This window comes from Aquitalea magnusonii (genome assembly GCF_003202035.1).
GTDB classification, from domain to species: Bacteria; Pseudomonadota; Gammaproteobacteria; order Burkholderiales; family Chromobacteriaceae; genus Aquitalea; species Aquitalea magnusonii.
In genome coordinates, this window is the sequence record NZ_QJKC01000002.1 from 146026 (window position 1) to 172671 (window position 26646).

Here is a 26646-nt window from a genome sequence, read left to right on the forward strand (position 1 = left end):
CTCAGCTTTCACGTTTGCCGGTGACAAAAAAACTGGTGACATACATCATCAGGCCAGTGAAGAAACACAGGCCAAAGCCGAAACGGGCCCAGTACATCGGCATGATGTGCTGCTGGGTTTCCATGAAGGACAGCGGTGCGGCGGACAGGCGCTGCAGCGACACCTGGGTCACCGCGGCAGCAGTCAGCGACAGGGTGATCCCCACGATGGCCAGCGTCATCACCCAGAAGGCGGTCTTTTCCAGCTTTTGCGCCGCGGCACTGTTGGCTTCACGGCCACGCAGCAGTGGCATGGTGTAGGAGATCATGGTCAGCACCACCATGGCGTAAGCACCGTAGAACGCCATATGGCCATGTGCCGCAGTCAGCTGGGTGCCGTGGGTGTAGTAGTTCACCACCGACAGCGTACCCAGGAAGCCCCATACCCCGGCCCCAAGGAAAGACATCACCCCGGTACCCAGCGCCCACAGCGTGGCGGCCTGGTTGGGATGCTCACGCCGGCGCCGCTTGACCATATTGAAGGCGAACACCGTCATCATGAAGAAGGGAACCGGTTCCAGCGCCGAGAAGACGGAGCCCAGCAGCTGCCAGTAGCCCGGCGTGCCAATCCAGAAATAATGGTGACCGGTACCGATGATGCCGGTGATCAGCGTCATGGCAATGATCAGGTACAGCCATTTTTCAATGATTTCACGGTCGACGCCGGTCACCTTCACCAGCACGAAAGCCAGCATGGCGCCCATGATCAGTTCCCACACGCCTTCCACCCACAGGTGCACCACCCACCACCAGAAATACTTGTCCAGCACCAGGTTGTTCGGATTGACAAAGGAGAACAGGAAGAAAATCGCCAGGCCCCACAGCCCCAGCATCATCACGATGCTGATGCTGGTCTTGCGCCCGGACAGCAGGGTCATCGACAGGTTGAACAGGAAGGACAGCGCCACCAGCACGATGCCTACCTTGGTGATCAGCGGCTGCTCCAGGTAGCCGCGCCCCATGGTGGGCAGCAGGTCGTTGCCGGTAAGGTGGGCCAGCACGTTATACGGCAGGCCCAGATAGCCCAGAATGGTCAGCGCACCGGCCACCAGGAATACCCAGAAGGTGATGATGGCCAGTTTCGGGCTGTACAGCTCGCGCTCGCACTCTTCCGGGATCAGGAAGTAGCCCGCACCCATGAAGCCGAACAGCAGCCAGACAATCAGCAAATTGGTATGCACCATGCGGGCGGTGCCAAACGGAATGGCGGGAAACAGGAAGTCGCCCTTGAAGTACTGCAGGCCGATGATCAGGCCAAACAGGATCTGGCCGATGAACAGGCCGATGGCCGCCACGAAATAGGGCTTGGCCACTGCTTGCGAGCGGTATTTTATCTGGTCATTCACTGTCGCCTTGCTGGCGGGCAGTGCTGCCACGGTTGCATTACTCATGTGTTTTCTCCGGAAGCAATTGATCGCACTGCGGATCAGCCTTCGATATTGGGCGGCCAGTTATTGGTATTGATCTGCGAGCTGTACTTCAGGAAGGCCACCAGATCATCCAGCTGGGCATCGTTCAGGTTGAACTGCGGCATCTGGCGCCGACCCGGTACATTGGTGGGCATCGCCTTCATCCAGCCCTTGATGAACTCCGGGCCACGGCGCACATAGACATTGCCCAGCTCCGGCGCAAAGAACGCCCCCTCGCCCAGCAGCGTGTGGCAACCGGCACAGTTGCGTGTCTCCCAGATTTTCTTGCCGCGCACGGCGGCATCGGTCAGCTGGGCCTTGGCGTTATGGCTGGGCACCGCCAGGGTGGTATCCACGGTCAGCCCCAGGAAAATCAGGAAAAAGAAAACCGACCCACCGTAAAAGATGTTGCGGGCCGTCGATTTGGTGAAGCTCGCGCTCATCACGTCCTCCTCAATTGCGTGTACCGGCAAGCCCGGCACTTGCGGCGAAATGTACGGTTTCGGACATCCCGACAGCATTGATTCGAATCAACGATTTCCGGCCCCCTCCCTACCTACACTGGCAACATTCCAGCCAAGGCCCAGCCAAAGGAGCCTGCATGAACAGCCCGTATCAAGCCCTGCACACGCCCCTGGTGCCGCCAGAAAAACCCGTCATTCCCGGCGCTGAATTCCGGCCCGGCAGCGTCGCCCTGGTGGGTGCCGGGCCGGGTGCCGCCGACCTGCTCACCCTGCGCGCGCTGCAGCGCCTGCAACAGGCGGATGTCGTGCTATACGACCACCTGCTGGACAGCAGCATTCTGGCGCTGGCGCCGGCCACGGCCGCACGCCTCTGCGTGGGCAAACGCGCCAGCCGCCATACCCTGCTGCAAGCCGACATCAATCAGTTATTGGTCAGCCTGGCCCGGCAAGGCCAGCGCGTGGTGCGGCTGAAGGGGGGCGATCCGCTGCTGTTCGGCCGCGGCGGCGAAGAGATGGAAGCGCTGGCCGCCGCCGGCATTCCCTGTGAAGTGGTCCCCGGCATCAGCGCCGCGCTGGGGGCCGCCGCCAGTGCCGGCCTGCCGCTCACCCATCGCGATTACGCCCAGGGTTGCAGCCTGGTCACCGGTCACCGCCGCCAGGGGCAGCAGACGCTGGACTGGACCCGCCACTGCACGCCCGAGCAGACCATCGTGGTCTATATGGGACTGGGCGAGGCCGCCAGCATCGCCAGCCAGCTGCTGGCGCATGGCCGGGCGGCCGACACCCCGGTTGCCGTGGTGGAACATGCCTGCTCCGCGCGGCAGCGCTGCCTGTGTGGCAGCCTGCAGACCCTGGCCACCCTGATCGAACAGGAAGGCATCACGGCCCCGGCCCTGCTGGTGATCGGGCAGATCGTCACCCTGCATCAGAAGCTGCAGGCCGCCATGGCCGGGCAAGCTGCAGCGGCAAGTTCTTGATCCGTGTCATTCAAACGGGCCGCCGCCGCACCGCATACTGCGCTTTTACCGTCAGCCCCAGCCACACAGGACACCACCCATGAATGCCATAGCCTGCCTGACCCAGCAGCATCGTGACTGCGACGCCATTCTTGCCCAAGCCGAACAGGCGGTACGTCACGGCGACTGGACCACCGCCGGCCAGACCTGCCTGCGCCTGGCCACCGATCTGGAACAACACTTCCAGCTGGAAGAACAGCAGCTGTTCCCGGCTTTCGAGGCTGCCACCGGCATGTACAGCGGCCCCACCGCCGTGATGCGCCAGGAACACCAGCAAATCCGCCTGCTGCTGCAGGACATGGACGACGCGCTGCTGGCCAGCGATGCCAGCGCCTGGCTGGGCCACGCCGAAACCCTGCTCATCCTCACCCAGCAGCACAATATGAAAGAAGAAAACATCCTCTATCCCATGTGCCGCCAGCACATTGCCGGCTTTGAGCAGATGGTGCGGCCGGGAGTCAGCGCATGAGCCCGGTCGACCTGCGCCACCTGGCAGCCCCCGCACCGATGGAAATCATTCTGGATGCCGCCGAGCAATTGCAAGACCAGCAAACCCTGGCCTGGATCCTGCCGCACCACCCCACGCCACTGCTGCCCATGCTCACCGCCCAGGGCATTGCCTACCGCTTCGAGCTGTCCGGCGATGGCGGGGTGATTCTGTACATCAGCAAGGCATGAGCCAGGCCTGGCTTTCCTACGACGACGCGCCCCCCATCTGGCTGCCTGCCAGCTTTTTTGGCGCAGCCATGCTGTGGCTGCTGGCCCTGGGAGGGCTGCTGCTGCCTGCGGGCATGCTGGCGGCCAACCGCTACCACCCGCAGCTGCTGGCGCTGACCCATGTCCTGGCGCTGGGCGTGCTGGGCAACATCATGGCCGGTGCCCTGCTGCAAATGCTGGCGGTGGCCAGCGCCGTGGCAGCACGGCGCGCAGGGCGCCTGCTGCTGGGTATTTTCCTGCCCTGGCAGGCAGGAACCGCCTTGCTGGTGGGCGGCTTTTTGCATGGCTTTTCCCCACTCGCCTTGCAGGCGGCGGCAGCCTTGCTGGGTGCGGCCATCCTCCGTCTGGCCTGGCACGGCCTGCATGGGCTGGCCCACAGCCCGGCGCGCGATGCCAGCAGCCGCGGCATGGCGCTGGCACTGCTGGGACTATTGGTCGCCGCCGCGCTCGGGCTGTGCCTGGTGCTGACCCTGAGCGGCCGGCTGGCCCTGCCCTGGCTGCCGCTGCTGCACAGCCATGTGCTGTGGGCGGCCATGGGCTGGCTGTTGCTGCTGATGCTGGCCGTCAGCCAGACCGTGATTCCGCTGTTTCTGATCACTCCACCCTATCCGGCCTGGATGCTGAGCACCGGCCGGGCGGTGCTGCTATTGCTGCTGGCCTGCAGCCTGGCCCTGCTGTTCTGGCCAGCGCAACTGTGGCTGCCCGCCAGCCTGCTGCTGATTCCAGTACTGCTTTATGCCGTGCAATCCTGGCAGCTGCTGCGGCAAAGCCGGCGGCCGGCGGATCCGCTGTGGTGGCAATGGCAGGCGGTCCTCGCCTGCCTGCTGCTGGGCTGCGTGGCCGCCTGGCTATGCGCTGGATGGACAATATGGCCGAGCCTGCCCTTGCTGGCTGGGCTGTGGTGGCTGGGCGGCGCCGGCCTGGGAGCCACGCTGGCCATGCTGGGCAAGATCCTGCCGTTTCTGGCCTGGTTGCACTTGAAGCGGCTGAACCCGCCGCGTGGCTTGCTGCCCTCCACCCATGGTTTCCTGCCCGAGTCCGCCCAGCTGCGGCTGCGTCATCTGCATCTGCTATGGCTGCTGGCCGGCACACTGTGGTGCTGGCAGCCCGCCCGTTTTCATCTGCTGTTTGCCCTGGCCACGCTGGCGCTGGCGGCTTATGCCTTGTGGCTGGGTGGGAACATCGCGCAGCGCTACCAGGCGGTGCGGCGTGCGCTGCCTGCGGCGGCGGTGCGCTGAGCAGCCAACAGCCTTGCTGCCGCAGCCGCCGCGCGCGGCCGGATTTTCTTGACGAGAATCATTCCGCCTTGCACGACCGCCACCGATACTGGGCTACCACCTTCTGTGAGCCCGACCATCATGCCTGACACACTTCCCCCCGCCTTGCTGCGCGCACCGCACCGCCTGGCCTTTCTGCTGGGCATGCTCAGCGCCCTCTTGCTGTTTGCCGCCTGGTTTGCCGAACTGGCATCGCGGCTAGGCCCGCATGTCATCACGCCGCAGATTCCTGCGGTGATGGCGCATGCCTTGCTGATGCTGTACGGCATCTTCCCCTTGTTCATGACCGGCTTTATCTTTACCGCCGGCCCGCGCTGGCTGGGGGTGTCCCCGCCCAACCGGCTGCGCTATCTGCTGACGCCCGGCCTGATGGCTGCCGGCGTGGCCGGCTGGCTGGCGGGTCTGGCGCTGGGCAAGAGCTGGCTGCTGGCCGGCCTGCTGTTGTACGGCCTGGGTTTTGCCAGCCTGACCTTGTGCTTTGCCGGGCTGATCTGGCGTAGCCCGCAGCCGGATCGCCGCCATGCGCTGGTGGTGCTGGCGGCTTTTGTGCTGGGGCTGGCCGGTGTCGTGGCCGCAGGCTGCTGGCTGTTCAGCGGCAATGGCGCTTACTGGCTGATCATGCGCGATCTGGCCTTGTGGGGCTTTTTGCTACCGGTATTCCTGACGGTGTGCCACCGCATGCTGCCTTTCTTCACCAGCAGCGTACTGCCGGATCGCCAGGCATGGCGGCCCTACTGGCTGCTGGCCGCCATGGTGGGCGGCAGCTGGCTGCATGGCTTGCTGCTGCTAAGCCAGCACAGCAGCCTGCTGGCCGACCTGCCGCTCACCCTGCTGTTTGGCTACACCAGCTGGCGCTGGGGCCTGCTGCCGGCGCGCAAGGTCAAGCTGCTGTGGATGTTGCACCTGTCCTTTGCCTGGCTGGCCGTGGCATTCGGCCTGTACAGCGTAGCCGGCCTGCTGCCTGCGCTGGCGCTGGGGCTGGCGCCGCTGCACGCCATCACGGTGGGCTTCTTCATGACCATGGTCATCGCCTTTGTCTCGCGGGTAACGCTGGGGCATTCCGGCTTGCCGCTGCAGGCCGGCAGCTGGCTGTGGCGTGTCTATCTGGCGGTGCATGCGGTGGCACTGAGCCGGGTCGTGGCCGACTTTGTGCCGCCAGCATGGGTCGCCTGCCTGTATGCAGCCGTAGCCCTCTGCGGCCTGCTGGCACTGCTGGGCTGGAGCCGGCAACTGATCGGGCTGTACCTCAAGCCGCGCGCCGATGGTCAGGCTGGTTGAAGCAAACCGTTTACCGCGACCAAGCAAATAGCGCAGCGCCCCTGTGGCGCAGCCGCTTTCCGGTTTGCGGCTCTTGCATCAAACCGTCTTGCCGCCCCCTGCGCACGGAATAGCCGGGCAAGGGGGCGGCACAGCTTGCCCCGCCAGGTGATCAGCGCGCTGATCACCTGGCCATCCACACCCCGGCCGCAATCCCCCCGCCATTTCACAAAGCATGCCGACAGCTGAATACGGTGGCAGCGCATCAAGTCACACGCCCTTGCCGACCTTGCTGCCGCCGCAAGCGACGACCAGGCGTCGCATCACTGCCCCCGCAGCCTGCGCAATAAGAGCGGCTCACAACACCTCGTAGCGAAGCCGGAGTACCAAGTGTAGGGCAAGGAGGCGCAAGGCAGGCGCGGGGGTCTTGTCAGCGGGCCTAAGCAGCCCGGGCTGGCGCGCCATACCACCTCCCCGGAATGACCGCGACCAAAGCGCGCTCTCACAGCCCGCCGCGGCCTTGCACCGGGCGCCGCCACATCCGCACCGCATGTCCTGGTCGGCTGGCACGGAGCCGACCTTCTGGTACCGGCTTTGTCTTGTCATGCAAGAACACAGCGCCCCCTGCACCGGAGCATTTGCCGCCGGCGATGGTGCGGGACTGGCCTGCAAGCAAAAAAAACCCTGTCTCCAATCGCTGGAAACAGGGCTTTCTGCTGTGTGAATGGCTTGTTGTGCCTAGCCTGCCAACTGCTGATCAGGCACGCGGGCGCACCAGCTGCCAGGCGCGGCCCAGATACGTCACCGCACCAAAGCCGCTCCATACATGCACCAGACGGGTGAAGGGGAAGATCACGAACACGCTCATCCCCATGAACAGGTGCAGTTTGAAGATGGGGGATGCGGCCACGATGAACTGTGCGGCATCGCCACGCAAGGTGACGATATGCTGCGCCCAGGTCATCAGCAGCACCATTTCGTGGCCGTCCAGATGCTGGGCGGACACAGCGATGGTGCACAGGCCCAGCAGCAGTGTGGCCAGCAGCCACAGCAGCACCAGCTTGTCACGCCAGGTGGTGTTGGCGGCCAGACGCTGGTTGCTCAGGCGGCGATGCAGCAGGATCAGCAGGCCGACCAGGGCCAGGCTGCCCATGATGCCACCGGCGCTCATGGCAAATACCTGTTTGAAGCTGTGGGTGACACCCAGTGCTTCCCATACGCTCAAGGGCGTCAGCAAGCCCACCAGATGGCCGAAGAACAGGCCCAGCACGCCGACGTGGAACAGGATGCTGCCCAGGCGCAGATTGCCGCGATACACCAGCTGGGAGGATTCGCTCTTCCAGCTGTACTGTTCGCGCTCGAAGCGCATCAGGCTGCCCAGCAAAAAGATGCTGAGCGCGATATAGGGATAAATCCCGAACACAAATTGATGCAGATAATCCATCTCTCTCTCCTTGCTGTTCCGGCCAGCCCATGACAGCGCGGGCCGGGAACGGGCAGATTCAGGCGCCGGGTCGCGACGGGTAGAAATTGACCGGAGCTATGGCCGGCATGGCGGGCTTGAGCAAGGGCTCGCTGCCGTCCGCACCGGGGCCAAAGGTTTCCAGCAGTTCGTCCATGTCGCGGATGGGCGGTACGGTCAGCGGCTCCGGTGCCACCGGCGACAGCCACACCAGCACATCCAGCACCCCGGCATAGGCCGAGGACGATTCGCGCAGCTTGCCGGCGATATGGCCCAGCACATGCACCGCGTCGCCCAGCAGGCGGCTGCCCTCCTCCGCCTCGCACTGCGACAGGAATTCCAGGAACAGCGGCACGTAGTCGGGCAGCTCGGCACACACCGGCTCGAAACCGTGGGCCTTGTACTCTTCCATCAGGTCCACCATGGCCTGACCGCGGGCGCGGTCCTCGCCATGAACATGCTCGAACAGGTGCAGCGAGTGCGCCGGGCTGCGGTCGAAAGTCTGCACATAGCCTTCCTGCAGGGCGATCAGCTCGCTGCCTTCCAGCTGGGCCAGCAACGGTTCCAGCATGCTGGCTGCGGTTGGCGTAGCCTGCAGTGCGCTGCGGATGTCATCCAGCGCCGCCAGCAACTCGGGCTCCGGATAGCACAGCAGGGCCGAGGCAATCTTGAACAATGACTGGTTCATGGTTTAGCTCCCGGCGTTGGCCTTGCGGTCGCGCCGCATGTCGTGAAACACGATGGGGGTGGCCTTCTTCTTGCCAAACAGGCTGGATTCGGACGTGCCGCCGGAGCAGCCATTGCCGAAGGTGAAGCCACAGCTGGCCTTGTCGTCGAAGGTGTTTTCCACCATTTCCTTGTGGCTGGACGGAATCACGAAGCGGTCTTCGTAATTGGCAATCGCCATCACCTGGTACATTTCTTCCACCTGGGCCGGTTTCAGATGCGTACCGCGCAGGGTGGCCGGGTCGCTCACCTTCTCCACGCTCTTCTTGCGCATGTAACGGCGCATGGCCACCATGGTTTCCAGCGCGCTCACCACCGGTTCTTCCTTGCCGGCGGTCAGCAGGTTGGCCAGATAGCGGATGGGGATGCGCAGGTCTTTCACGTCCGGGATGATGCCGTTGTCACCGATCAGGCCGTTTTCCAGCGCGCTCTGGATGGGCGACAGCGGCGGGATGTACCACACCATGGGCAGGGTGCGGTATTCCGGATGCAGCGGGAAGGCTACTTTCCATTCCATGGCCATCTTGTACACCGGCGAATTCTGCGCGGCGCTGATCCAGGCTTCCGGAATGCCCTGTTTGCGGGCTTCGGCCTGGATTTCCGGCGAGTTCGGGTCGAGGAACACGCCCAGCTGCGCTTCGTACAGGCTCTTCGGGTCTTCCACGCTGGCAGCGGCTTCGATGCGGTCGGCATCGTACAGCAGCACGCCCAGGTAGCGGATGCGGCCAACACAGGTTTCCGAGCACACGGTGGGCTGGCCGGCTTCGATACGCGGATAGCAGAAGATGCACTTTTCGGCCTTGCCGCTGGTCCAGTTGTAGTAAATCTTCTTGTACGGGCAGCCGGACACACACATGCGCCAGCCACGGCACTTGTCCTGGTCGATCAGCACGATGCCGTCGTCTTCGCGCTTGTAGATGGAGCCGGACGGGCAGGATGCGACACAGGCCGGGTTCAGGCAGTGTTCGCACAGGCGCGGCAGATACATCAGGAAGGTGTTCTCGAAGGCCGAGTACATTTCCTTCTGGATGCCTTCAAACAGGGCGTCCTTGCTGCGCTTGGAGAACTCGCCCCCCAGGTCGTCTTCCCAGTTGGGGCCCCATTCGATCTTGTCCATCTTCTTGCCGGTCAGCACCGATACCGGGCGGGCAGTCGGCGGGGTCTGCATTTCCGGCGCGTTCTGCAAGTGCTCGTAATCGAAGGTGAAGGGCTCGTAGTAGTCGTCAATGCTCGGCAGGTTGGGGTTGGCAAAGATATTGGCCAGAATGCGCATCTTGCCGCCCTGCTTGGGCACCAGCTTGCCATTGGGCTTGCGTTCCCAGCCGCCCTGCCATTTTTCCTGGTTCTCCCAGTCCTTGGGGTAGCCGACGCCGGGCTTGCTTTCCACATTGTTGAACCAGGCGTATTCCACACCGTCGCGGCTGGTCCAGACGTTCTTGCAGGTGACTGAACAGGTATGGCAGCCAATGCACTTGTCCAGGTTCAGCACCATGCCGATTTGTGCACGGATTTTCATTTGGTATCTCCTGCGGGCTGTGCTACTTGGTCCAGCCAGTCAACTTTTTTCATCTTGCGCACGATGACGAATTCGTCACGGTTGGCACCCACCGTGCCGTAGTAGTTGAAGCCCCAGGACAGCTGGGCGTAACCGCCAATCATGTGCGTCGGCTTGGTCACGGCACGGGTCACCGAGTTGTGGATGCCGCCGCGCTTGCCGCTGGTTTCCGCCCCCGGCACGTTCACGATTTTTTCCTGGGCGTGGTACATCAGCGTCATGCCTTCCGGTACGCGTTGCGATACCACCGCACGGGCGGTCAGCGTGCCGTTGACGTTGAATACTTCGATCCAGTCGTTGTCGACGATGCCGGCCTTTTTGGCGTCCACTTCCGATACCCATACATGCGGGCCACCACGCGACAGCGTCAGCATGCGCAGATTGTCCGAATAGGTACTGTGGATGCCCCATTTCTGGTGCGGGGTGATGAAGTTGAGCACCAGCTCGTGATTGCCGTTGGACTTCTTGCCCAGGATGGCCTGGGTGGTTTTCAGGTCCACGTGCGGCTTGAACACGCACAGGCCTTCACCAAAAGCACGCATCCACTGGTGATCCTGATAGAACTGCTGGCGGCCGGTGATGGTGCGCCATGGAATCAGCTCGTGCACATTGGTGTAACCGGCGTTGTAGCTGACTTCTTCGCTTTCCAGGCCAGACCAGGTGGGCGAGGAAATAATCTTGCGCGGCTGCGCCTGCACATCGCGGAAGCGGATGCTGTCATGCTCGCGCGGCAGTGCCAGATGGGTGTGGTCGATACCGGTGATCTTGGACAAGGCTTCCCAGGCTTTCACCGCCACATGGCCATTGGTTTCCGGTGCCAGGGTCAGAATCATCTCGGCCGCGTCGATGGCGGTATTAAGCCGTGGCTGACCCTTGCCCGCGCCCTCGGCCACGGTATGGTTCAGGCCGCGCAGGATGTCCACTTCGTGGCCGGTTTTCCAGCTGATGCCCTTGCCGCCATTGCCCACTTTTTCCAGCAAGGGGCCGATGGAGGTGAACTTGTCGTAGATGGCACCGTAGTCGCGCTCTACCACCGTCATGGCCGGCATGGTCTTGCCCGGAATCGGCTCGCACTCGCCCTTCTTCCAGTCCTTGGGATCGAAAGCCTGACCCAGTTCCTGCGGGGTGTCGTGCATCAGCGGGGTGAGTACCAGGTCCTGTTGCACGCCCAGGTAGTCCTTGCCGATTTCGGAAATCTTCCTGGCAAAGCCCTTGTAGATTTCCCAGTCCGACTTGGCCTGCCACAGCGGCTGTACGGCTTCGGACAGCGGGTGGATGAAGGGGTGCATGTCGGAGGTGTTGAGGTCGTCCTTCTCGTACCAGGTAGCGGTCGGCAGCACGATGTCGCCGTACAGGCAGGTGGTGGACATGCGGAAGTCCAGCACCACCAGCAGGTCCAGCTTGCCTTCCACCGCCGGACGCACGGTGATTTCGGTCGGCTTGATGCAGTCTTCCTCATTGCCCATCACCGCGTTCTGGGTGCCCAGCAGGTATTTGAGGAAGTATTCGTGGCCCTTGCCGGAGCTGCCCAGGATATTGGACCGCCACACAAACATATTGCGCGGGAAGTTCTTCGGGTTGTCCGGGTCGTTGCAGGACATGTCCAGCGTGCCGTTTTTCAGGCTGTCCACGGCAAACGGAATGGCGTCCTTGCCAGCCGCCTTGGCGGCGCGGGTGATGTCCAGCGGGTTGGTGGTCAGCTGCGGGGTAGACGGCAGCCAGCCCATGCGTTCGGCCTTGGCGTTGTAATCAATCAGGCTCATATTGGCCATCTTGCCGTCGGCAGTCGGGCACAGGATTTCATTAATGCCCAGCTTTTCATGCCGCCACTGGCTGGTATGGGCATAGAAGAAGCTGGTGCCGTTCATCTGGCGCGACGGACGCACCCAGTCGCCAGCAAAGGCCAGCGGGGCCCAACCGGTTTGCGGACGCAGTTTTTCCTGGCCCACATAGTGGCACCAGCCACCACCGCTCTGGCCGATACAGCCACACAGCATCAGCATGTTGATGATGCCGCGATAGCTCATGTCCATGTGATACCAGTGGTTGAGCGCGGCACCGACAATCACCATGGATTTGCCATGGGTCTGGTCGGCGTTCTGGGCGAATTCGCGCGCCACCTGGATCACCATTTCCGGCTTCACGCCGGTGTGCTTTTGCTGCCAGGCCGGGGTGTACGGTACGTCGGCCATGTAATCATTGGTGACATTGCCGCCGCCCAGGCCACGGTCGATACCGTAGTTGGCTGCCATCAGGTCGAATACCGTGGCCACCAGTGCAGTGCTGCCATCAGCCAGCACCACCTTTCGCGCCGGGACATTGCGGGTGAGCAGTTCCTCGTGCTCGGCACCAAAGTAAGGGAAGCCGACGCCAACTACTTCGTCACGGTTTTCAATCAGCGACAGGCGGGCCGATACCTCGCGGCCCGTGCTGCCGTCCTGCTGTTGCAGGTTCCACTTGCCACTCTGGCCCCAGCGGAAGCCGATGGAACCGGTGGGTGCCACGATGTCGCCACTGGTTTCGTCGAATACCAGGGTCTTCCATTCCGGGTTGTTGTCTTCGTTCAGGTTATTGGCCAGATGGCTGGCGCGCAGGAAGTAGTCCGGCACATAGCGTTCGCCATCCTTGCGCAGCGTCACCAGCATAGGCATGTCGGTGTAGCGGCGGATGTAGTCGGTGAAGTAGGCCGACGGCTGGTCCAGGTGGAATTCCTTGAAGATGACATGGCCCATGGCCATGGCCAGTGCGGCATCGGTGCCCTGCTTCGGGGCCAGCCAGATGTCGCCGAATTTGGCCATTTCGCCAAAGTCACTGGAAACGGCCACGGTCTTGGTGCCCTTGTAGCGCACTTCGGTATAGAAGTGGGCGTCCGGGGTACGGGTCATCGGGATATTGGAGCCCCACACCATCAGGTAGGTGGAGTTGTACCAGTCGGCCGATTCGGCCACGTCGGTCTGCTCGCCCCAGATTTGCGGGCTGGCCGGCGGCAAGTCGCAATACCAGTCGTAGAAGGACAGCGGCACGCCGCCGATCAGGCTGAGGTAACGGCTGCCCGCGGCGTAAGACACCATGGACATGGCCGGAATCGGCGAGAAGCCCACCACGCGGTCCGGACCGTAATTCTTGATGGTGTAGGCATTGGAAGCCGCGATGATTTCGTTGGCCTCATCCCAGTTGGCACGCACAAAACCGCCCTGGCCGCGCTTGCTCTTGTACTGCCTGGCCAGTTCCGGGTTCTGGCTGATGTGCTCCCAGGCTTGTACCGGCCCCATGCTCTTGCGCGCCTCGCGCCACAGCTTGGCCAGACGGCCGCGGATCATCGGGTATTTCACCCGCTGCGCCGAATACACATACCAGCTGTACGACGCACCACGCGGGCAGCCGCGCGGTTCGTGGTTGGGCAGGTCCGGCCGCGTGCGCGGATAGTCGGTCTGCTGGGTTTCCCAGGTAATCAGCCCGTTCTTGACATACACCTTCCAGCTACAGGAGCCGGTGCAGTTCACCCCATGGGTGGAACGCACGATCTTGTCGTGCTGCCAGCGTTGGCGATAGGCGTCTTCCCACTGGCGGTCTTCATTCACCACCGCGCCATGGCCATCGGCAAAGGTGGATTTCACCTTGCCGAGGAAATTCAGTCTGTCCAGAAAATGGCTCATCTTGCCTCCGAGTTTTTACCGCCAGATGCGGTGCCGCGGCCGTGCCGCGCAGCCTTTGCTTACGCTGGACAGATTAAGTCCGGGCAACAACAGCGCCCATTCGCCACAGGTGGCAAGCAGGCAAAGCAGAGTGAGGAGGCGGATAAGCCATAAGAATTAGACGGCACTACACAGGCCGGCCAGCAACAGGGGGAAAGGGGGCGGGATGGGCGGAGCAGGCCGCCAAGGGGCTGCTCCGCAGCTTGCTGCAGGGAACTCAGGAACTGGTGTGCTGGAAACGGTCGACCAGTCCGACCATCTTGCCGGCGGTGCGATTAAGCTGGCCGGACAGCGCCGCGGCCTCCTGCACGATGCGCGCATTGCTTTCCGCCAGCGCGGCAATCTTGCTGACATTGGTGGCCACATCATTGCTGGCGGCAGTCTGCTCCTGCATCGCCAGCGTGGTGCTGCGACTCTTGTCGGCGGTAGCGCTGGCCTTGCCGTGAATCAGCGCCAGGTCGGCCACGGTGTGATCCACTTCGGCCATGCCGCCCTGCATGCGCTGCCGCGCCGTGGCCATCTGCTGCGCCACATCGCGGGTTTCGTGACGGATGTCTTCGATCAGCGCCGCGATGTCCAGCGTTTCCTTGCTGGTGCGCTCGGCCAGCTTGCGCACCTCGTCCGCCACCACGGCAAAGCCGCGTCCCATCTCACCGGCACGGGCGGCCTCGATGGCGGCATTCAGCGCCAGCAGATTGGTCTGGTCGGCAATCTCGCGAATGGCGGTGACGATGCTGTGAATACCCTCGGACTTGTCGCGCAGCATATTGACGCTTTCGCCGGTATGGCTCAGGCCATCCGCCGTTTCACTCAGTGCGGCAGCGGTACTGCGCATGCGTGCACGGCCATCGTCCACGCAGCCCTGCATGTCCTCGGCCACGCGCATGGCCTGCTGGGCATTGTCGGTAACCGCGGCAATGCCGGCGGACATTTCCTCGATGGCGGCGGCAATATCCACCGAGGAGCGACTCTGCACCTCCGCAGTGGAGGCCGCCCGTGCCGACACATCGCTCAGCGCGTTCGCTGCCGCCACCATCTGGTGTGCTTCGGCCTTGATCTGGCGCAGGGTGGCGGCAAAGGCGTCCGCCAGGTGATCAAAGGCATGGCCCATGCGGGCAATCTCATCACTGCCGGGCAGCGCGGCGCGGCGCGACAGGTCGAAGTCGCGGCTCATGCCGCTCATCAATTGCTCCAGCCGGGAAATCGGCCGCTCCACACTGTGGTAAATGGCCCAGCCCAGCAGCGACAACACCAGAATGGTGGCGGCCGACCCCAGCAAGGTGAACCACAGCTGGAAACGGGCCTGTTGCAGCAGCTGCTGCATATTGTCATCCAGCTGCTGCAGCAATTGATCCTGCAGCTTTTTCAGATTGGCCATTTGCGCGCTGGCTGCGCCAAACCACCGGGCCGGCGCCACACCAGGCGACTGGCCTGGCGCCACCTGCATGATCTGCTGGCGCATGGCCTGCAGCACAGATGCCTCGGCCGACTGGTCGGCCTGCTGTGCCGCCTGGCGAATCCCGGCAGAGGCCACCAGCCGCAGCTGGCTGGCACAAGCCTGTTGCCGGGCCTGCATGCCGGCTGCCTGCAGCAAGGCAGCCTGGTCAAAGCTGCCACGCCCCAGCACACCATTGATGAATCCGCGTTCGCGCCCGGCAAACTCCTTCTGGCATTGCAGATTGAGCAGCGCCACGGCATCGTGCAACAGGCCGGTATCGCTGGTGCTGCCAGCCAGATCCGCAATCAGGCCGATCAGCTGTTCGATATGGTCGGAATAGGCCGCGAACATCTGCCCTGCCGGCTGACTGCGCGTGTCGATGGCGGCACGCCCCTGCAACAGGGCATGCACCTGCTCATCCACCGTCGCAGCCTGGGTGGCTGCCGGCAACTGCGCCAGGCTGGCGTGGAAGTCGGCCAGCGCGGCGTCGGTTTGCCGGCGCACGGCGGGCAGCTCGGCCGGCAGGCTGCTGCCCGCCGTACTGAGAAAACCATTGCTCAGCCCGCGTTCGGCCTGTAACTGGTGAATCAGGCCACTGGCCTTGCCCGCTACCTTCAGCAGCTGGGCCGAAGCCTGCAGACGTGACAGGCTCTGCCACTTTTCCAGTGACAGCACACCGGCAAGGCCGGCAATCACCAGCACAAAAGGCAGGATCAGCAGGCCCAGCCTGCTGGCAATGGAAAGTCTGGACAACATGACAGCCTCGCAATCGGCGTGTGGGGGTGGGTGTTGCAATGCACTAACAGCATAGGCAATTTCCAGCCGCGATCAAATATGCCAAAAAATTAAAAAGGGGAAGCATTGATGCTTCCCCCTGCCTTGCCTGCTTGCAGCGTGCGGGTCAGCCCAGGCCGATCAGCACGGAATTTCCGCGTTCTTGCGAGCGTAGAACCACCAGTTGATCAACACACAGCTGGCATAAAACAGGATGAAGGCATACAGCGCCGCCTCCACCCCGCCGGTCATGGCGATGGAGGTGCCATAGCTCTTGGGAATGAAGAAACCGCCATAAGCACCAATGGCACCGGAGAAGCCCAGCACGGCGGCGGCTTCACGCGTGGCATCGGCCTGCGCCTGCTTTTGTGCCGTCTCGCCCTTGCCCGCCAGCCGCTGGTGCAGGGTGAGGAAAATCACCGGCACCTGCATGAAGGTGGAACCATTGCCCAGCCCGGTCAGGGCAAACAGGCAGAGGAACATGGCAAAAAAGCCCTGGAAACTGCCGCCCTGGCCGGCATGCGGCAAAAAGCCCAGCACACCGCCCACCGCCAGCATCATCAGCAGGAATACCGCCTGGGTCACCTTGGCGCCGCCGATCTTGTCTGCCAGCCAGCCGCCCACCGGACGGGCCAGCGCGCCCACCAGCGGGCCATAGAACACGTATTTGGTGGGATCGACATCCGGAAACTGACCTTTCATCAGCAGCGGGAAGCCGGCAGAGAAACCGATAAAGGAACCGAAGGTACCGATATATAGCCAGCACATCAGCCAATTGTGCTTGCGACGGAAAATGACCACCTGGTCGGCAAACGAGGCCCGCGCCGAGGCAATGTCATTCATGCCCAGCCAGGCGGCGATGGTGGACAGCACGATAAAGGGCACCCAGACAAAGCCGGCGTTCTGCAGCCACATTTTCTTGTGTACCGCCCCCTTGATCCAGGTTTGTGCATCGCCGCCAAAGGCCCCGAACACCCCCATGGTAATCACCAGCGGCACCACGAACTGCACCAGCGACACCCCCAGATTACCCAGCCCGGCATTCAGGCCCAGCGCCGTACCCTTTTCCGCCTTGGGAAAAAAGAAGCTGATATTGGACATGGACGAACTGAAATTGCCGCCGCCAAAACCGCACAGCAAAGCCAGCACCACCATGGTGATGTAGCTGGTGTTGGGGTCCTGCACGGCAAAACCGATGCCGATGGCCGGAATCAGCAGGCTGGCGGTGGAAATGGCCGTCCATTTGCGCCCGCCAAAAATGGGCACCATGAAGCTGTAAAAAATGCGCAGGGTGGCGCCGGACAAGGCCGGCAATGCCGCCAGCCAGAACAGCTGGTTTTGCGAATAGCCGAAACCGATATTCGGCATGTTCAGCACCGCCACGCTCCATACCTGCCAGATGACAAAGGCCAGCATCAGCGCCGGGATGGATATCCACAGATTGCGCCGCGCCACCGCCTTGCCTTGCTGTTGCCAGAATGCGGGATTTTCCGGTTCCCACCGGTTCAGTACATGTGACATCAAGCCCTCCCTGACGGCATCTGTGGCCGTCAATCAAAAATTCGAAGACCAGCTCAGCCGGCCTGTCTGGCCATGGCGGCCGGCTCACGCCCGGCCTGTGCCTTGAAGGAAAAGTGCATCCACACCAGCGACACGCACACCGTGCCGTACAGCAGCATGAAGGCGCTGCTGCGCACACCGGTGATATCCAGCAACACCCCGAACAGGATGGGCAGCAGGAAACCGCCCATGCCGCCGGCCAGGCCCACCACGCCGGACACCGCGCCGATATTGTCGGGAAACTCATTGGCAATGAACTTGAACACCGAGGCCTTGCCGATGGCCATGGCAATACCGACGGCAAACAGCACCAGCGTGAACAAGGTGACATTCAGACCGAGATGGAAGCGCTGCACACCGTGGGTGGTGCTGATGCTGAAGTCGGTTTGCGGATAGGACAGTATGAAAAACGCCACCCAGCACACCCACATCACCCCCCAGGTCACCCGGTAGGGGCCGAAGCGGTCGGACAGCCAGCCGCCCATCGCCCGCAGCACGCCGCCGGGCAGGGAGAAACAGGCCGCCAGAAACGCCGCATGCTTGATGTCGAAGCCGTATTCGCCGACGTAGTACTTGGTCATCCACAGCGCCAGCGCCACATAGCCGCCAAACACCACCGAGTAGTACTGGCAGTAGCGCAGCACCGCCGGGTCTTTCATCAGGGCCAGCTGCTGGCGCAGGCTGACCTTGCTGCTGACCAGATGGGACGGGTCCTGCCAGGAGAACAGCCAGAACAGGATGGCGGTAACCAGCATGATGATGGCGTACACCGTTGGCACCATTTGCCAGCCGGCCGCGGCGATGATGCCGGGGGCCACCAGCTTGGTGAGCGAGGATCCGGCATTGCCGGCCCCGAACACGCCCATGGCCATGCCCTGCTGCTCCGGCCTGAACCAGCGCGCCACATAGGGGGTGCCCACGGAAAACGCCCCGCCGGCCAGACCGACCAGCAGGCCGATGGCCAGGAACTGCCAGTAGGCGGTGGCGTACTGCATGATGAAAATAAAGGGCACACACACCAGCATCAGCACAAACATCACGATGCGGCCGCCAAAGCGGTCGGTCCAGATGCCCAGCGGCACCCGCACCAGCGAACCGGACAGCACCGGGGTCGCTGCCAGGATGCCGAATTCGGTTTCGTTCAGGCCCAGATGCTGCTTGATGGGAATGCCCAGTACCGCAAACATCATCCAGATCATGAAACAGATGGTAAATGCCAGTGTGCTGGACGCCAGCACGTTGTACTGCCTGAAGCGTGGGGAAGCCATGGTGCCTTGCTCCGCAATGGGGATAGCAGGCATTTAACCCTGATACGCACACGGGAAATATTCGCCGATAGCAGCAAGGCGCGCGGCATGAGGAGCTAGCCCGACCCTGCAGATGGGGAAGCCGGACTAATCACAAAGTAGCATGCCACCCTGCCCGGCCTTGCCCGGAGCCGCCTGCCCTGGCCATGCCACGCTGCCACGCCCTACCCCTTCCGGAGAATTGCTGTCCACAAGGCCAGCCGGTATTGTTAGCAGTATTGCCTGCGGCAACGCACACCACCCGCCACCCGGACGCCCAGCACCATGATGCTCTACCAGACCCCGCGCCTGCGCAGCCTGTCCACCAAGCTGCTGATGCTGACCATCGCCTGGCTGCTGCTGGCGATGACCTCCATCGGCTACACCCTGATCCTGTCGTGGAAGCTGGAAGGTGGCGCCGCCGCCATCAATGACGCCGGCAGCCTGCGCATGCGCAGCTACCATATCGCGCTGCAAGTGAGCGAAGGCGCCGCACTGGCCACCATTCATGCCGAGGAGCAGCAGTTTGCCGCCATCCTGGCCCGGCTGAAACAGGGCGACCCGGCACGGCCGCTGTTCCTGCCGGACAATGCCACGGTCAGACAGCAGGTCAGCGATATCGAGCGCTCCTGGCAGACAGACATGCTGCCACTGCTGGAAAACGCAGCCCGCCAGCATGCCGGCCAGCGCCAGATGGAAAGCCCGGCCATCGCCCGCTTTGTCAACCGCATCGACCGCCTGGTGAAACTGGTGGAAGAAGACAACTCCCGCAACACCACCCTGCTGCGCTTCTTCCAGATGGCGCTGATCGCCATGGCCATCATCGGCTCGTTCAGCATGATGTTCTTGTTGTTCCTGCTGGTGATCCGCCCGCTCAACACCCTGGGCGAAGGCATGCTGCGGCTGCGCGACGGCAATCTGGATGCGCGGGTCAGCGTGGACAACAATGATGAATTCGCCACCATTGCCACCGGCTTCAACCAGATGGCCGACCGCCTGCAAGACCTGTACGCCACGCTGGAGCAGAAAGTGGCCGACAAGACCCGTTCGGTGGAATACAAGAACCGCCAGCTGGCCGCCCTGTATAACGTCACCGCCTTCCTGCATGACTCGCACAGCCTGGCCGACATGTGCAGCGGTTTCATCGAGCGGCTGATCGAACTGACGGGCGCGGACGCGGGCAGCGTGCGGCTGGTGGATTTCAAGCGCGGTCGGCTGGAGCTGACCGCCCAGCGCGGCCTGCCGGCCGAACTGCAGGAAGAGGACGATTGCGCCACCCTCAACGGCTGCCTGTGTGGCGATACCGTGCCGCAGCCCTTCTCGGTGCTGCATCGCTTCGACCAGTTGCCGGCCGCCACGGAAAAACACTGCCAGCGCGCCGGCTTTTCCAGCATTGCCGTGTTCCACATCCGGCATAACCAGAGCAATGTCGGCATTTTCACCCTGTACTTTTATCAGGATCCCAAGCTGGCCACGCAAGACCAGTTCCTGCTGGAAACCCTGGGCAGCCACCTGGGGGTGGCGGTGGAAAACCACAGGCTGGCAGCGCGCGACCGCCAGTTTGCGGTATCGGAAGAACGCAACCTGATGGCCCAGGGCCTGCACGACAGCATTGCCCAGTCGCTGTCCTTTCTGAATCTGCAAGTGCAGATGCTGGACGCCGCGCTGGCCGAGCAGCAGATGGAGCAGGCGCAGGAAAACCTTGGCTTCATCCGTGCCGGGGTGCAGGAATGTTATGAGGATGTGCGCGAACTGCTGCTGAACTTCCGCACCCGCATCAGCAAGGAAGACTTTCCCGACGCCGTGCGCACCCTGCTGGAGCGCTTTGAAAAACAGACCCACATCCCCACCCAGCTGCACATGAGCGGCGACGGGCTGGCACTCAATCCCCAGCAACAGCTGCAGCTGATCTTCATCCTGCAAGAAGCGCTGTCCAATGTGCGCAAGCATGCCCAGGCGCAGCGCGTGCGCATCGACATCCTCAACCATGCCGACTTCAGCATGAGCATACGGGACGACGGCTGCGGCTTTGACGAACAGAGCGTGGCCAGCCGCCGCGCCAGCCATGTCGGGCTATCCATCATGCAGGAGCGCGCGGCCCGCATTCGCAGCCAGATCAGCATTCACCCCCATCCGCACGGCGGCACCGAAGTACAATTGCTGCTGCCACAAAGTGAAAGACAAGCCGCATGACACCCATCCGCATCTTGCTGGTCGACGACCACACCCTGTTCCGCAGCGGCCTGAAGGCGCTGCTGCAACGCCAAAGTGATTTCGACATCATTGGCGAAGCCGCCGATGGCCTGGAAGGGGTGAAACTGTGCGAACAGCTGAAGCCGGACGTGGTCCTGCTGGATATCGACATGCCACAAATGAACGGGCGCGAGGCGCTGGCACAAATCATGGTCAGCCAGCCGCAGCTGGCGGTGCTGATGCTCACGGTATCGGAAGACGGTGAAGACCTGGCCGAATGCCTGAAGCTGGGCGCACGCGGCTATCTGCTGAAAAACATCAATGCCGACTTCCTGCTGGCCAGCATTCGCCGCGCCGTGGATGGCGACAGCGTGCTGTCACCGGAAATGACCTCGCGCCTGCTGCAGCAGCTACGCAGCGCCGACACCCAGAAAAGCAAGCCGACCGGGCTGGAGCAACTGACCCAGCGCGAAAGGGAAATCCTCGCCTGGCTCAGCCGCGGCATCAGCAACAAGGAAATCGCCCGCGCGCTGGATCTGGCCGAGAGCACCATCAAGGTGCATGTGCAGAACATCCTGCGCAAACTCAACCTCAATGGCCGGGTACAGGCCGCGCTGTTTGCCGTGGAGCACGGGCTGGACAAGCTGCCCTGAAGCCGGGGCGGCTGCCGCCCTTTCTTCCCGGCCCCCTACTCCCTCAGACCTAGCCAAAACCCCACTACCGACCAACTGGCAAGCCCGGCGGATGCGCCTACACTCTGGCCATTCTCCCCTCAGAGGGTCAGCCATGTTACGCGACCGTTTTGGCAGAAGCATCGACTATCTGCGGCTATCCGTTACCGACCGCTGCGATCTGCGCTGCAGCTACTGCATACCCAAGGGTTTCAAGAACTTTGAAGAACCGGCCAACTGGCTGGACTTTGCCGAAATCCAGCGGGTAGTGGCGGCCTTTGCCCGCCTTGGCTGCCACCGCTTCCGCCTGACCGGTGGCGAACCGCTGCTCAGGCGCAATCTGCCGGCACTGGTCAGCAGGCTGGCCAGCCTGCCCGGCGTGGACGACCTGTCACTCAGCACCAATGGCACCCAGCTGGCCGGCCAGGCCGGCGCGCTCAAGGCGGCGGGCCTGCAGCGGCTCAATGTCAGCCTGGACTCGCTGCGGCGGGACTGTGTGGCCAGCATCAGCGGCAGCGACAGTCTGGAACAGGTCTTGCAGGGTTTGTCCGTCGCCCGTGCCGCCGGCTTCAGCAGCATCAAGATCAATATGGTGCCGCTGGCCGGCATCAACGACCGCGACATCGACGCCATGCTGGCTTACTGCAAGGCACACGGTTTCATCCTGCGCCTGATCGAAGCCATGCCCATGGGCCATACCGGCCAGCAAGCAGACGGGCTGGATTTGTCACAGCTGCTGCACAGCCTGAGCCAGCGCCACGGCCTGACTCCCAGCGCAGTCAGCCTGGGCGGCGGGCCGGCCCGCTACTGGCAAAGCCCGGACGGCAGCTGCACGCTGGGGCTGATTACACCGATGTCGCAGCATTTCTGCGCCAGTTGCAACCGGGTACGGCTGTCGGTGGATGGCACCTTGTATATGTGCCTGGGGCAGGAGGAAAAGCTGGCGCTACGCCCGCTACTGCGCGCCGGCTGCAGCGACGCCGAGCTGGAAGCGGCTATCCGTGCCGCCATCGAACTGAAGCCGGAAAAACACGAATTCATCCAGCAGCCCCAACAGGTGGTGCGTTTCATGTCGATGACCGGCGGCTGATGCGGCCACCCCAGGCAGCCTGTGGCGGGCGCTTCAGCTTGCTGCCAGGCCGCGGGCATAGGCCTGCGCCAACTCTTTGTCGCTCAGGACCAAATCCGCACCGCCCGTCAGCCGCTCCACCGCCAGGTCGATGAATCGGCGCACGCGGGCAGGCTGGGCGGCGCGGCTGCCGTAATAGACAAACAGGCTGTAGTGATCGGCCATGTGCTCCAGCAGAATGGGCAGCAGCCGGCCACTGCGGATCAGCGGGGCCGCCGTCGGGCCCGCCAACTGGCCGATCACCTCGCCGGCCAGCACCGCGCGCAACTCCATGGCTTCGTCATTGGTGCAGAAGGCCGGATTGATCGGCTGATCCTGCATGCCATCGCCCACCCTTACCCGCCACGGCACCACGCGACCATCACTGGCGCGGCGAAAAGCGCTGCAGCGATGCGCGCCAAGCTCGTACAGGCTGTGCGGAATGCCGTACTTGCGCAGATAGCTGGGCGCGGCGCAGATAATCAGCTGCATGGGAAACAAGCGCCTGGCCACCAGCCCTTCCTGTGGCGAGTTTCCCAGCCGGAAGCCGACATCGATACGGTCTTCCACCCAGTTGCCAATGCGGTCATCCAGTTGCACATCCAGCTGCACTTCCGGGTAGAGCCGGCAGTATTCGTCCATCACCGGCCCGATCACCGCCTGCAACATGGTACGCGGGCCGACGATGCGCAAAGGCCCGGCCAGCTCGTCCTTGGTCTGGCGCACCGCCGACAGCGCCTGCTGAAAACCGATCAGCGAGGGATGCACCGCCTCCAGAAAGCGCTGGCCCTCCTCGGTGAGTGACATGCTGCGGGTGGTGCGATGAAACAGCCTCACCCCCAGGTGTTGCTCCAGCTGCCCCAGCGCCTTGCTGGCCGCTTGCGGCGAGATCTGCTGGGCCGCGGCAGCCTTGCTCAGGCTGCCAAACTCGGCGGTACGCACAAAGGTGGTGATGGAGCGCAGCTCGTTCATGGACATGGTTCAATCCTGCCGCTGAATTAACATGGAAAAGTTGTAAATTATTCAAATAATAATGCGCTAGTTTAATGTATCGCAGGAAATTAAAGTGAGGCCCATCAATAGCAGCGGCCCCAGGGGCAGCGGAGCATACCCATGGACAACTTTACTTTCTTCAATCCCACCAGGATCGACTTCGGCACCGGCAAGGAACAGCTGATCGGCCAGCATCTGGCAGAGCACGGCATTAAAAAGGTGCTGCTCTGTTTTGGTAGCGAGCGCATCAAGCGCGACGGCCTGTTCCAGACCGTGAGCCAAAGCCTGGCCGGGCAAGGCATCGAATTCATCGAATTTGGCGGCATTGTCAGCAATCCGCTGCTGTCAAAAGTGCGCGAAGGCATTGCCCTGGCACGCCGGCATCAGGTGGATGCGCTACTGAGCGTAGGCGGCGGCTCGGTGCTGGACAGCAGCAAGGCCATTGCCGCCGGCCAGCCTTATGCCGGTGATGTATGGGATCTGTTTATCGGCAAGGCCACCATCGACTCGGCATTGCCGGTGTTTTCCATCCTCACCCTGGCCGCCACCGGCAGCGAGATGAATGACGGTGCGGTGGTGACCAACGAGGACAGCAAGGAAAAGTTTGCCATCCAGTCGCTACATCTGTTTCCGCGGCTATCCATCGTCAATCCGGCCCTGATGCAGACCGTGTCACGCGACTATCTGGTCTACTCGGCCGCCGACATCATTGCCCATTGCATCGAAGGCTATTTCACCGCCACGCTGCAGCCCACCCTGCACTCGCGCCTGGTGGAAGCCCTCGTCAACACCGTGATCGACACCACGGAAACCCTGCTGGACAATCCGGCCGACTACGCCGCGCGCGCCGAGTTTGCCTGGGCCGCCTCCCAGGCGCTGAATGGCGTGCTCTATGCCGGCAGCGCCGGATTCAGCTACCCGAACCACATGATCGAACACGCCTTGTCGGCACTGTTCAATGTGCCGCATGGCGCGGGCCTGTCGGTGATCATGCCGGCCTGGATGAAGTGGTACCACGGCCGCAATCCGGCACAGTTCCAGCGCTTCGCCCAGCAGGTATTCGCGGTTGATACTCCGCTGCAGGGCATTGCCGCACTGGAAGCCTGGTTCGACAAGATCGGCACCCCGACGCGCCTGTCGCAACTGGGCATTAGCGAGGCCGATTTGCCCGCCATTACCGATGTGGTGCTGGGCAATGCCCAGTGGTTCGGCATTGCCGGGCTCTACACCCGCGATGCGGTGGCCGAAATCCTGCAACTGGCACGATAAGAAAATCATGCCTGCTGCGGATCGAGCGCAACCCTACCCACATCGGGCCAAGCCCGGGAACAAGCCGCAAATGACCACTTCTCGCCCGCTCAATCGCGGCATGGTGCTCACCATCATCATGGCGAGCTACCTGATGCTGGTGATCGACATCTCCATCGTGCTCACCGGCCTGCCACGCATCCAGGCTGCGCTTGGCTTCACGCCGGCCGGCCTGTCCTGGATACAGAATGCCTACACGCTGACCTTTGGCGGCTTTCTGCTGCTGGGAGCACGCGCTGGCGACATCCTCGGCCGGCGGCGCATGTTCATTGCCGGCCTGGCCATTTTCACCCTTGCTTCGCTGGCCATTGGCGCAGCCAGCACACCAGCCTGGATGATCAGCTTCCGGGCGCTGCAGGGCCTTGGCGCTGCCGTGCTGGCCCCTTCCACCCTGGCGCTGATTTCCACCCATTTCGAGGAAGGCCAGGCACGTACCCGGGCGCTGTCGCTATATGCAGCGGCGGCTGGCATCGGTGCCACGCTGGGGCTGGTACTGGGCGGCTTGCTGGCCGATCTCATCTCCTGGCGTGCCGGTTTCTTCATCAATCTGCCGATTGGTGCGGTACTGATCGCCGGCAGCTTGCGTCATATCCATGAAACGCCGCGGCAGAGCGGACGCTTCGACCTTGCTGGCGCGCTGAGCTCCACCCTGGGCATGTGTGCGCTGGTATTCGGCATCGTCGAAGCCGCGGAATCGGGCTGGGCCGCGCCGCTGAGCGTGGCCGGCATCGCCATCGGCGTGCTGCTGCTGGGGATATTCCTGTGGATTGAGTCACATGCCGAACAAGCGCTGCTGCCGCTGGCATTGCTGAACAATCCGCAACGCAATGCGGCCTATGTTGCACGCCTGCTTTTCCTGTGCGGCATGGTGGGTTTCTGGTTCTTTACCGCGCAATACCTGCAAGCTGTGCTGGGCTTCCCTCCCATGCTGGCCGGACTGGCCTTCGTGCCGGTCACCCTGCCGCAACTGGCCAGTTCGCTGTCGGTGCCTGCGGTGGTGCGCCATCTTGGCCATCGTCGCGTATTGCTGACCGGAGTCACGCTGTGTGTGGCCGGTGTGCTGTGGCAGGGGCTGGCGGCCACCCTGGCGTCTTACCCGCGCGGAGTGCTGGTGCCGATGTTGCTCATCGGTTTCGGACAGGGCTGGGTACTGGCACCGCTGACCGTGGCGGGAGTGGCCGGAGTGGAACAGCACAATGCGGGGGCGGCGTCCGGCCTGCTCAACGTAGCCCACCAGATAGGCGCGACCCTCGGCCTGGCCATCCTGGTCGTGGTGTATGCCGCAGGCCAGACCACCGGCACGGGCGCTGCCGGCATGGCATGGCATACCGGCCAAGTCCTGTATGCGGCGGCACTGTTCCTGGGCGCGGCCTGGCTGGTATCACTGCGCTACATCCGTTTTGATGCAGGACAGCCGGCAGCGGGCAAGGAGATGCCGGGCAGCGCCGCGGCGCCCAGCGCCTGAACAGCGCACTGCTGCGTATATGACATCAACAAAAGAGTCGCCAGATGCAGACCACAACACTGAACAAGGGCATCCGGAACGCATGGCGGAAAACTTCGCCATCACCGACCTTGCACTGGGCGCGGGCGACATGGCTGGCATCGCGGCGCTGGACACCGGCTGCCCTGCATTTTCCGACCACAGCGACCCGGCCAGGGTGAAGTGGCTGTAGCCAGCCCATCGCCCCAGCTGATA

21 protein-coding genes are annotated in these 26646 nt (G+C 63.0%); 11 read left to right on the forward strand and 10 right to left on the reverse strand.

Translation table 11 applies throughout. The features are described 5' to 3' along the window. Window position 1: 1 nt before the first annotated feature. Both DFR38_RS02470 and DFR38_RS02475 read right to left on the reverse strand, forming a co-directional pair. Entirely contained in the window at window positions 2-1429 is a 1428-nt protein-coding gene (locus DFR38_RS02470) for a cbb3-type cytochrome c oxidase subunit I (RefSeq protein ID WP_110312942.1), read from the reverse strand. Window positions 1430-1464: 35 nt separating this feature from the next. Next, window positions 1465-1890, reverse strand: a complete 426-nt coding sequence (locus DFR38_RS02475; protein ID WP_059287651.1) for a c-type cytochrome — start codon at window positions 1888-1890, stop codon at window positions 1465-1467. 158 nt (window positions 1891-2048) lie between these two features. Between DFR38_RS02475 and cobA the strand changes: the two genes are divergently transcribed. The 5 genes from cobA (at window position 2049) to DFR38_RS02500 (ending at window position 6199) form a co-directional block, all read left to right on the forward strand. Next, on the forward strand, window positions 2049-2888 hold the full coding sequence (cobA, locus tag DFR38_RS02480; protein WP_110312943.1) for a uroporphyrinogen-III C-methyltransferase: 840 nt from the start codon (window positions 2049-2051) through the stop codon (window positions 2886-2888). Between the two features lie 79 nt (window positions 2889-2967). Then, a complete protein-coding gene (locus tag DFR38_RS02485; RefSeq protein ID WP_059287675.1) occupies window positions 2968-3396 on the forward strand; it encodes a hemerythrin domain-containing protein in 429 nt (142 codons plus the stop codon). After that, window positions 3393-3605 (forward strand): DUF2249 domain-containing protein, encoded by a 213-nt coding sequence (locus tag DFR38_RS02490; RefSeq protein WP_059287674.1) that lies wholly within the window; start codon window positions 3393-3395, stop codon window positions 3603-3605. The genes DFR38_RS02485 and DFR38_RS02490 overlap by 4 nt, the downstream gene beginning before the upstream one ends. After that, window positions 3602-4882 carry a hypothetical protein gene (locus DFR38_RS02495; protein ID WP_110312944.1) on the forward strand — a complete coding sequence of 427 codons (1281 nt, stop codon included), beginning with the start codon at window positions 3602-3604 and terminating at the stop codon, window positions 4880-4882. Before DFR38_RS02490 ends, DFR38_RS02495 begins: the two co-directional genes overlap by 4 nt. Before the next feature lie 120 nt (window positions 4883-5002). Further along, window positions 5003-6199 (forward strand): NnrS family protein, encoded by a 1197-nt coding sequence (locus tag DFR38_RS02500; protein ID WP_110313013.1) that lies wholly within the window; start codon window positions 5003-5005, stop codon window positions 6197-6199. Between the two features lie 736 nt (window positions 6200-6935). Here DFR38_RS02500 and narI read toward each other — a convergent pair. From narI to DFR38_RS02540, 7 genes are all read right to left on the reverse strand, one after another. Beyond that, complete coding sequence (gene narI / locus DFR38_RS02510) at window positions 6936-7622, reverse strand: respiratory nitrate reductase subunit gamma (RefSeq protein ID WP_059287034.1); 687 nt, start codon at window positions 7620-7622, stop codon at window positions 6936-6938. 58 nt (window positions 7623-7680) lie between these two features. Next, on the reverse strand, window positions 7681-8328 hold the full coding sequence (gene narJ, locus DFR38_RS02515) for a nitrate reductase molybdenum cofactor assembly chaperone (protein ID WP_059287035.1): 648 nt from the start codon (window positions 8326-8328) through the stop codon (window positions 7681-7683). Window positions 8329-8331: 3 nt separating this feature from the next. Further along, window positions 8332-9882 (reverse strand): nitrate reductase subunit beta, encoded by a 1551-nt coding sequence (gene narH / locus DFR38_RS02520; protein WP_110312945.1) that lies wholly within the window; start codon window positions 9880-9882, stop codon window positions 8332-8334. Next, a complete protein-coding gene (locus DFR38_RS02525; protein ID WP_110312946.1) occupies window positions 9879-13577 on the reverse strand; it encodes a nitrate reductase subunit alpha in 3699 nt (1232 codons plus the stop codon). Before DFR38_RS02525 ends, narH begins: the two co-directional genes overlap by 4 nt. A gap of 256 nt (window positions 13578-13833) precedes the next feature. Then, window positions 13834-15810 (reverse strand): methyl-accepting chemotaxis protein, encoded by a 1977-nt coding sequence (locus DFR38_RS02530; RefSeq protein WP_110312947.1) that lies wholly within the window; start codon window positions 15808-15810, stop codon window positions 13834-13836. Window positions 15811-15969: 159 nt separating this feature from the next. Next, window positions 15970-17349: a NarK family nitrate/nitrite MFS transporter gene (locus DFR38_RS02535; protein WP_059287296.1), complete on the reverse strand. Its 1380-nt coding sequence runs from the start codon at window positions 17347-17349 to the stop codon at window positions 15970-15972. A gap of 53 nt (window positions 17350-17402) precedes the next feature. Continuing rightward, window positions 17403-18656, reverse strand: coding sequence for an MFS transporter (locus DFR38_RS02540; protein WP_059287297.1), 1254 nt, complete (start codon window positions 18654-18656; stop codon window positions 17403-17405). Between the two features lie 303 nt (window positions 18657-18959). On the opposite strand from DFR38_RS02540, the gene DFR38_RS02545 reads away from it, so the two are divergent. The 3 genes from DFR38_RS02545 (at window position 18960) to moaA (ending at window position 22628) form a co-directional block, all read left to right on the forward strand. After that, complete coding sequence (locus tag DFR38_RS02545) at window positions 18960-20867, forward strand: type IV pili methyl-accepting chemotaxis transducer N-terminal domain-containing protein (protein ID WP_110312948.1); 1908 nt, start codon at window positions 18960-18962, stop codon at window positions 20865-20867. Continuing rightward, entirely contained in the window at window positions 20864-21520 is a 657-nt protein-coding gene (locus DFR38_RS02550) for a response regulator (RefSeq protein ID WP_059287298.1), read from the forward strand. Before DFR38_RS02545 ends, DFR38_RS02550 begins: the two co-directional genes overlap by 4 nt. A 133-nt stretch (window positions 21521-21653) precedes the next feature. Beyond that, the gene (moaA, locus tag DFR38_RS02555) at window positions 21654-22628 is read left to right on the forward strand and encodes a GTP 3',8-cyclase MoaA (RefSeq protein WP_110312949.1); all 975 of its coding nucleotides are present in this window, start codon (window positions 21654-21656) and stop codon (window positions 22626-22628) included. Window positions 22629-22661: 33 nt separating this feature from the next. On the opposite strand, the gene DFR38_RS02560 is transcribed toward moaA, so the two are convergent. Further along, window positions 22662-23624, reverse strand: coding sequence for a LysR family transcriptional regulator (locus tag DFR38_RS02560; protein ID WP_193394313.1), 963 nt, complete (start codon window positions 23622-23624; stop codon window positions 22662-22664). A 135-nt stretch (window positions 23625-23759) separates the two neighbouring features. Here DFR38_RS02560 and DFR38_RS02565 point away from each other — a divergent pair, with 135 nt between their 5' ends. From DFR38_RS02565 to DFR38_RS21660, 3 genes are all read left to right on the forward strand, one after another. After that, window positions 23760-24908 (forward strand): iron-containing alcohol dehydrogenase, encoded by a 1149-nt coding sequence (locus DFR38_RS02565; RefSeq protein ID WP_059287238.1) that lies wholly within the window; start codon window positions 23760-23762, stop codon window positions 24906-24908. A 70-nt stretch (window positions 24909-24978) separates the two neighbouring features. Then, a complete protein-coding gene (locus tag DFR38_RS02570) occupies window positions 24979-26412 on the forward strand; it encodes an MFS transporter (RefSeq protein WP_082693683.1) in 1434 nt (477 codons plus the stop codon). Between the two features lie 82 nt (window positions 26413-26494). Continuing rightward, window positions 26495-26623 carry a hypothetical protein gene (locus DFR38_RS21660; protein WP_275576192.1) on the forward strand — a complete coding sequence of 43 codons (129 nt, stop codon included), beginning with the start codon at window positions 26495-26497 and terminating at the stop codon, window positions 26621-26623. Window positions 26624-26646: the final 23 nt, after the last annotated feature.

What these genes read in the sequence shown, in the direction of transcription:
- DFR38_RS02470 (WP_110312942.1), bottom strand. Translation starts at nt 1,429, where the DNA reads ATGAGTAATGCAACCGTGGCAGCACTGCCCGCCAGCAAGGCGACAGTG.
- DFR38_RS02475 (WP_059287651.1), bottom strand. Translation starts at nt 1,890, where the DNA reads ATGAGCGCGAGCTTCACCAAATCGACGGCCCGCAACATCTTTTACGGT.
- cobA (WP_110312943.1), top strand. Translation starts at nt 2,049, where the DNA reads ATGAACAGCCCGTATCAAGCCCTGCACACGCCCCTGGTGCCGCCAGAA.
- DFR38_RS02485 (WP_059287675.1), top strand. Translation starts at nt 2,968, where the DNA reads ATGAATGCCATAGCCTGCCTGACCCAGCAGCATCGTGACTGCGACGCC.
- DFR38_RS02490 (WP_059287674.1), top strand. Translation starts at nt 3,393, where the DNA reads ATGAGCCCGGTCGACCTGCGCCACCTGGCAGCCCCCGCACCGATGGAA.
- DFR38_RS02495 (WP_110312944.1), top strand. Translation starts at nt 3,602, where the DNA reads ATGAGCCAGGCCTGGCTTTCCTACGACGACGCGCCCCCCATCTGGCTG.
- DFR38_RS02500 (WP_110313013.1), top strand. Translation starts at nt 5,003, where the DNA reads ATGCCTGACACACTTCCCCCCGCCTTGCTGCGCGCACCGCACCGCCTG.
- narI (WP_059287034.1), bottom strand. Translation starts at nt 7,622, where the DNA reads ATGGATTATCTGCATCAATTTGTGTTCGGGATTTATCCCTATATCGCG.
- narJ (WP_059287035.1), bottom strand. Translation starts at nt 8,328, where the DNA reads ATGAACCAGTCATTGTTCAAGATTGCCTCGGCCCTGCTGTGCTATCCG.
- narH (WP_110312945.1), bottom strand. Translation starts at nt 9,882, where the DNA reads ATGAAAATCCGTGCACAAATCGGCATGGTGCTGAACCTGGACAAGTGC.
- DFR38_RS02525 (WP_110312946.1), bottom strand. Translation starts at nt 13,577, where the DNA reads ATGAGCCATTTTCTGGACAGACTGAATTTCCTCGGCAAGGTGAAATCC.
- DFR38_RS02530 (WP_110312947.1), bottom strand. Translation starts at nt 15,810, where the DNA reads ATGTTGTCCAGACTTTCCATTGCCAGCAGGCTGGGCCTGCTGATCCTG.
- DFR38_RS02535 (WP_059287296.1), bottom strand. Translation starts at nt 17,349, where the DNA reads ATGTCACATGTACTGAACCGGTGGGAACCGGAAAATCCCGCATTCTGG.
- DFR38_RS02540 (WP_059287297.1), bottom strand. Translation starts at nt 18,656, where the DNA reads ATGGCTTCCCCACGCTTCAGGCAGTACAACGTGCTGGCGTCCAGCACA.
- DFR38_RS02545 (WP_110312948.1), top strand. Translation starts at nt 18,960, where the DNA reads ATGATGCTCTACCAGACCCCGCGCCTGCGCAGCCTGTCCACCAAGCTG.
- DFR38_RS02550 (WP_059287298.1), top strand. Translation starts at nt 20,864, where the DNA reads ATGACACCCATCCGCATCTTGCTGGTCGACGACCACACCCTGTTCCGC.
- moaA (WP_110312949.1), top strand. Translation starts at nt 21,654, where the DNA reads ATGTTACGCGACCGTTTTGGCAGAAGCATCGACTATCTGCGGCTATCC.
- DFR38_RS02560 (WP_193394313.1), bottom strand. Translation starts at nt 23,624, where the DNA reads ATGTCCATGAACGAGCTGCGCTCCATCACCACCTTTGTGCGTACCGCC.
- DFR38_RS02565 (WP_059287238.1), top strand. Translation starts at nt 23,760, where the DNA reads ATGGACAACTTTACTTTCTTCAATCCCACCAGGATCGACTTCGGCACC.
- DFR38_RS02570 (WP_082693683.1), top strand. Translation starts at nt 24,979, where the DNA reads ATGACCACTTCTCGCCCGCTCAATCGCGGCATGGTGCTCACCATCATC.
- DFR38_RS21660 (WP_275576192.1), top strand. Translation starts at nt 26,495, where the DNA reads ATGGCGGAAAACTTCGCCATCACCGACCTTGCACTGGGCGCGGGCGAC.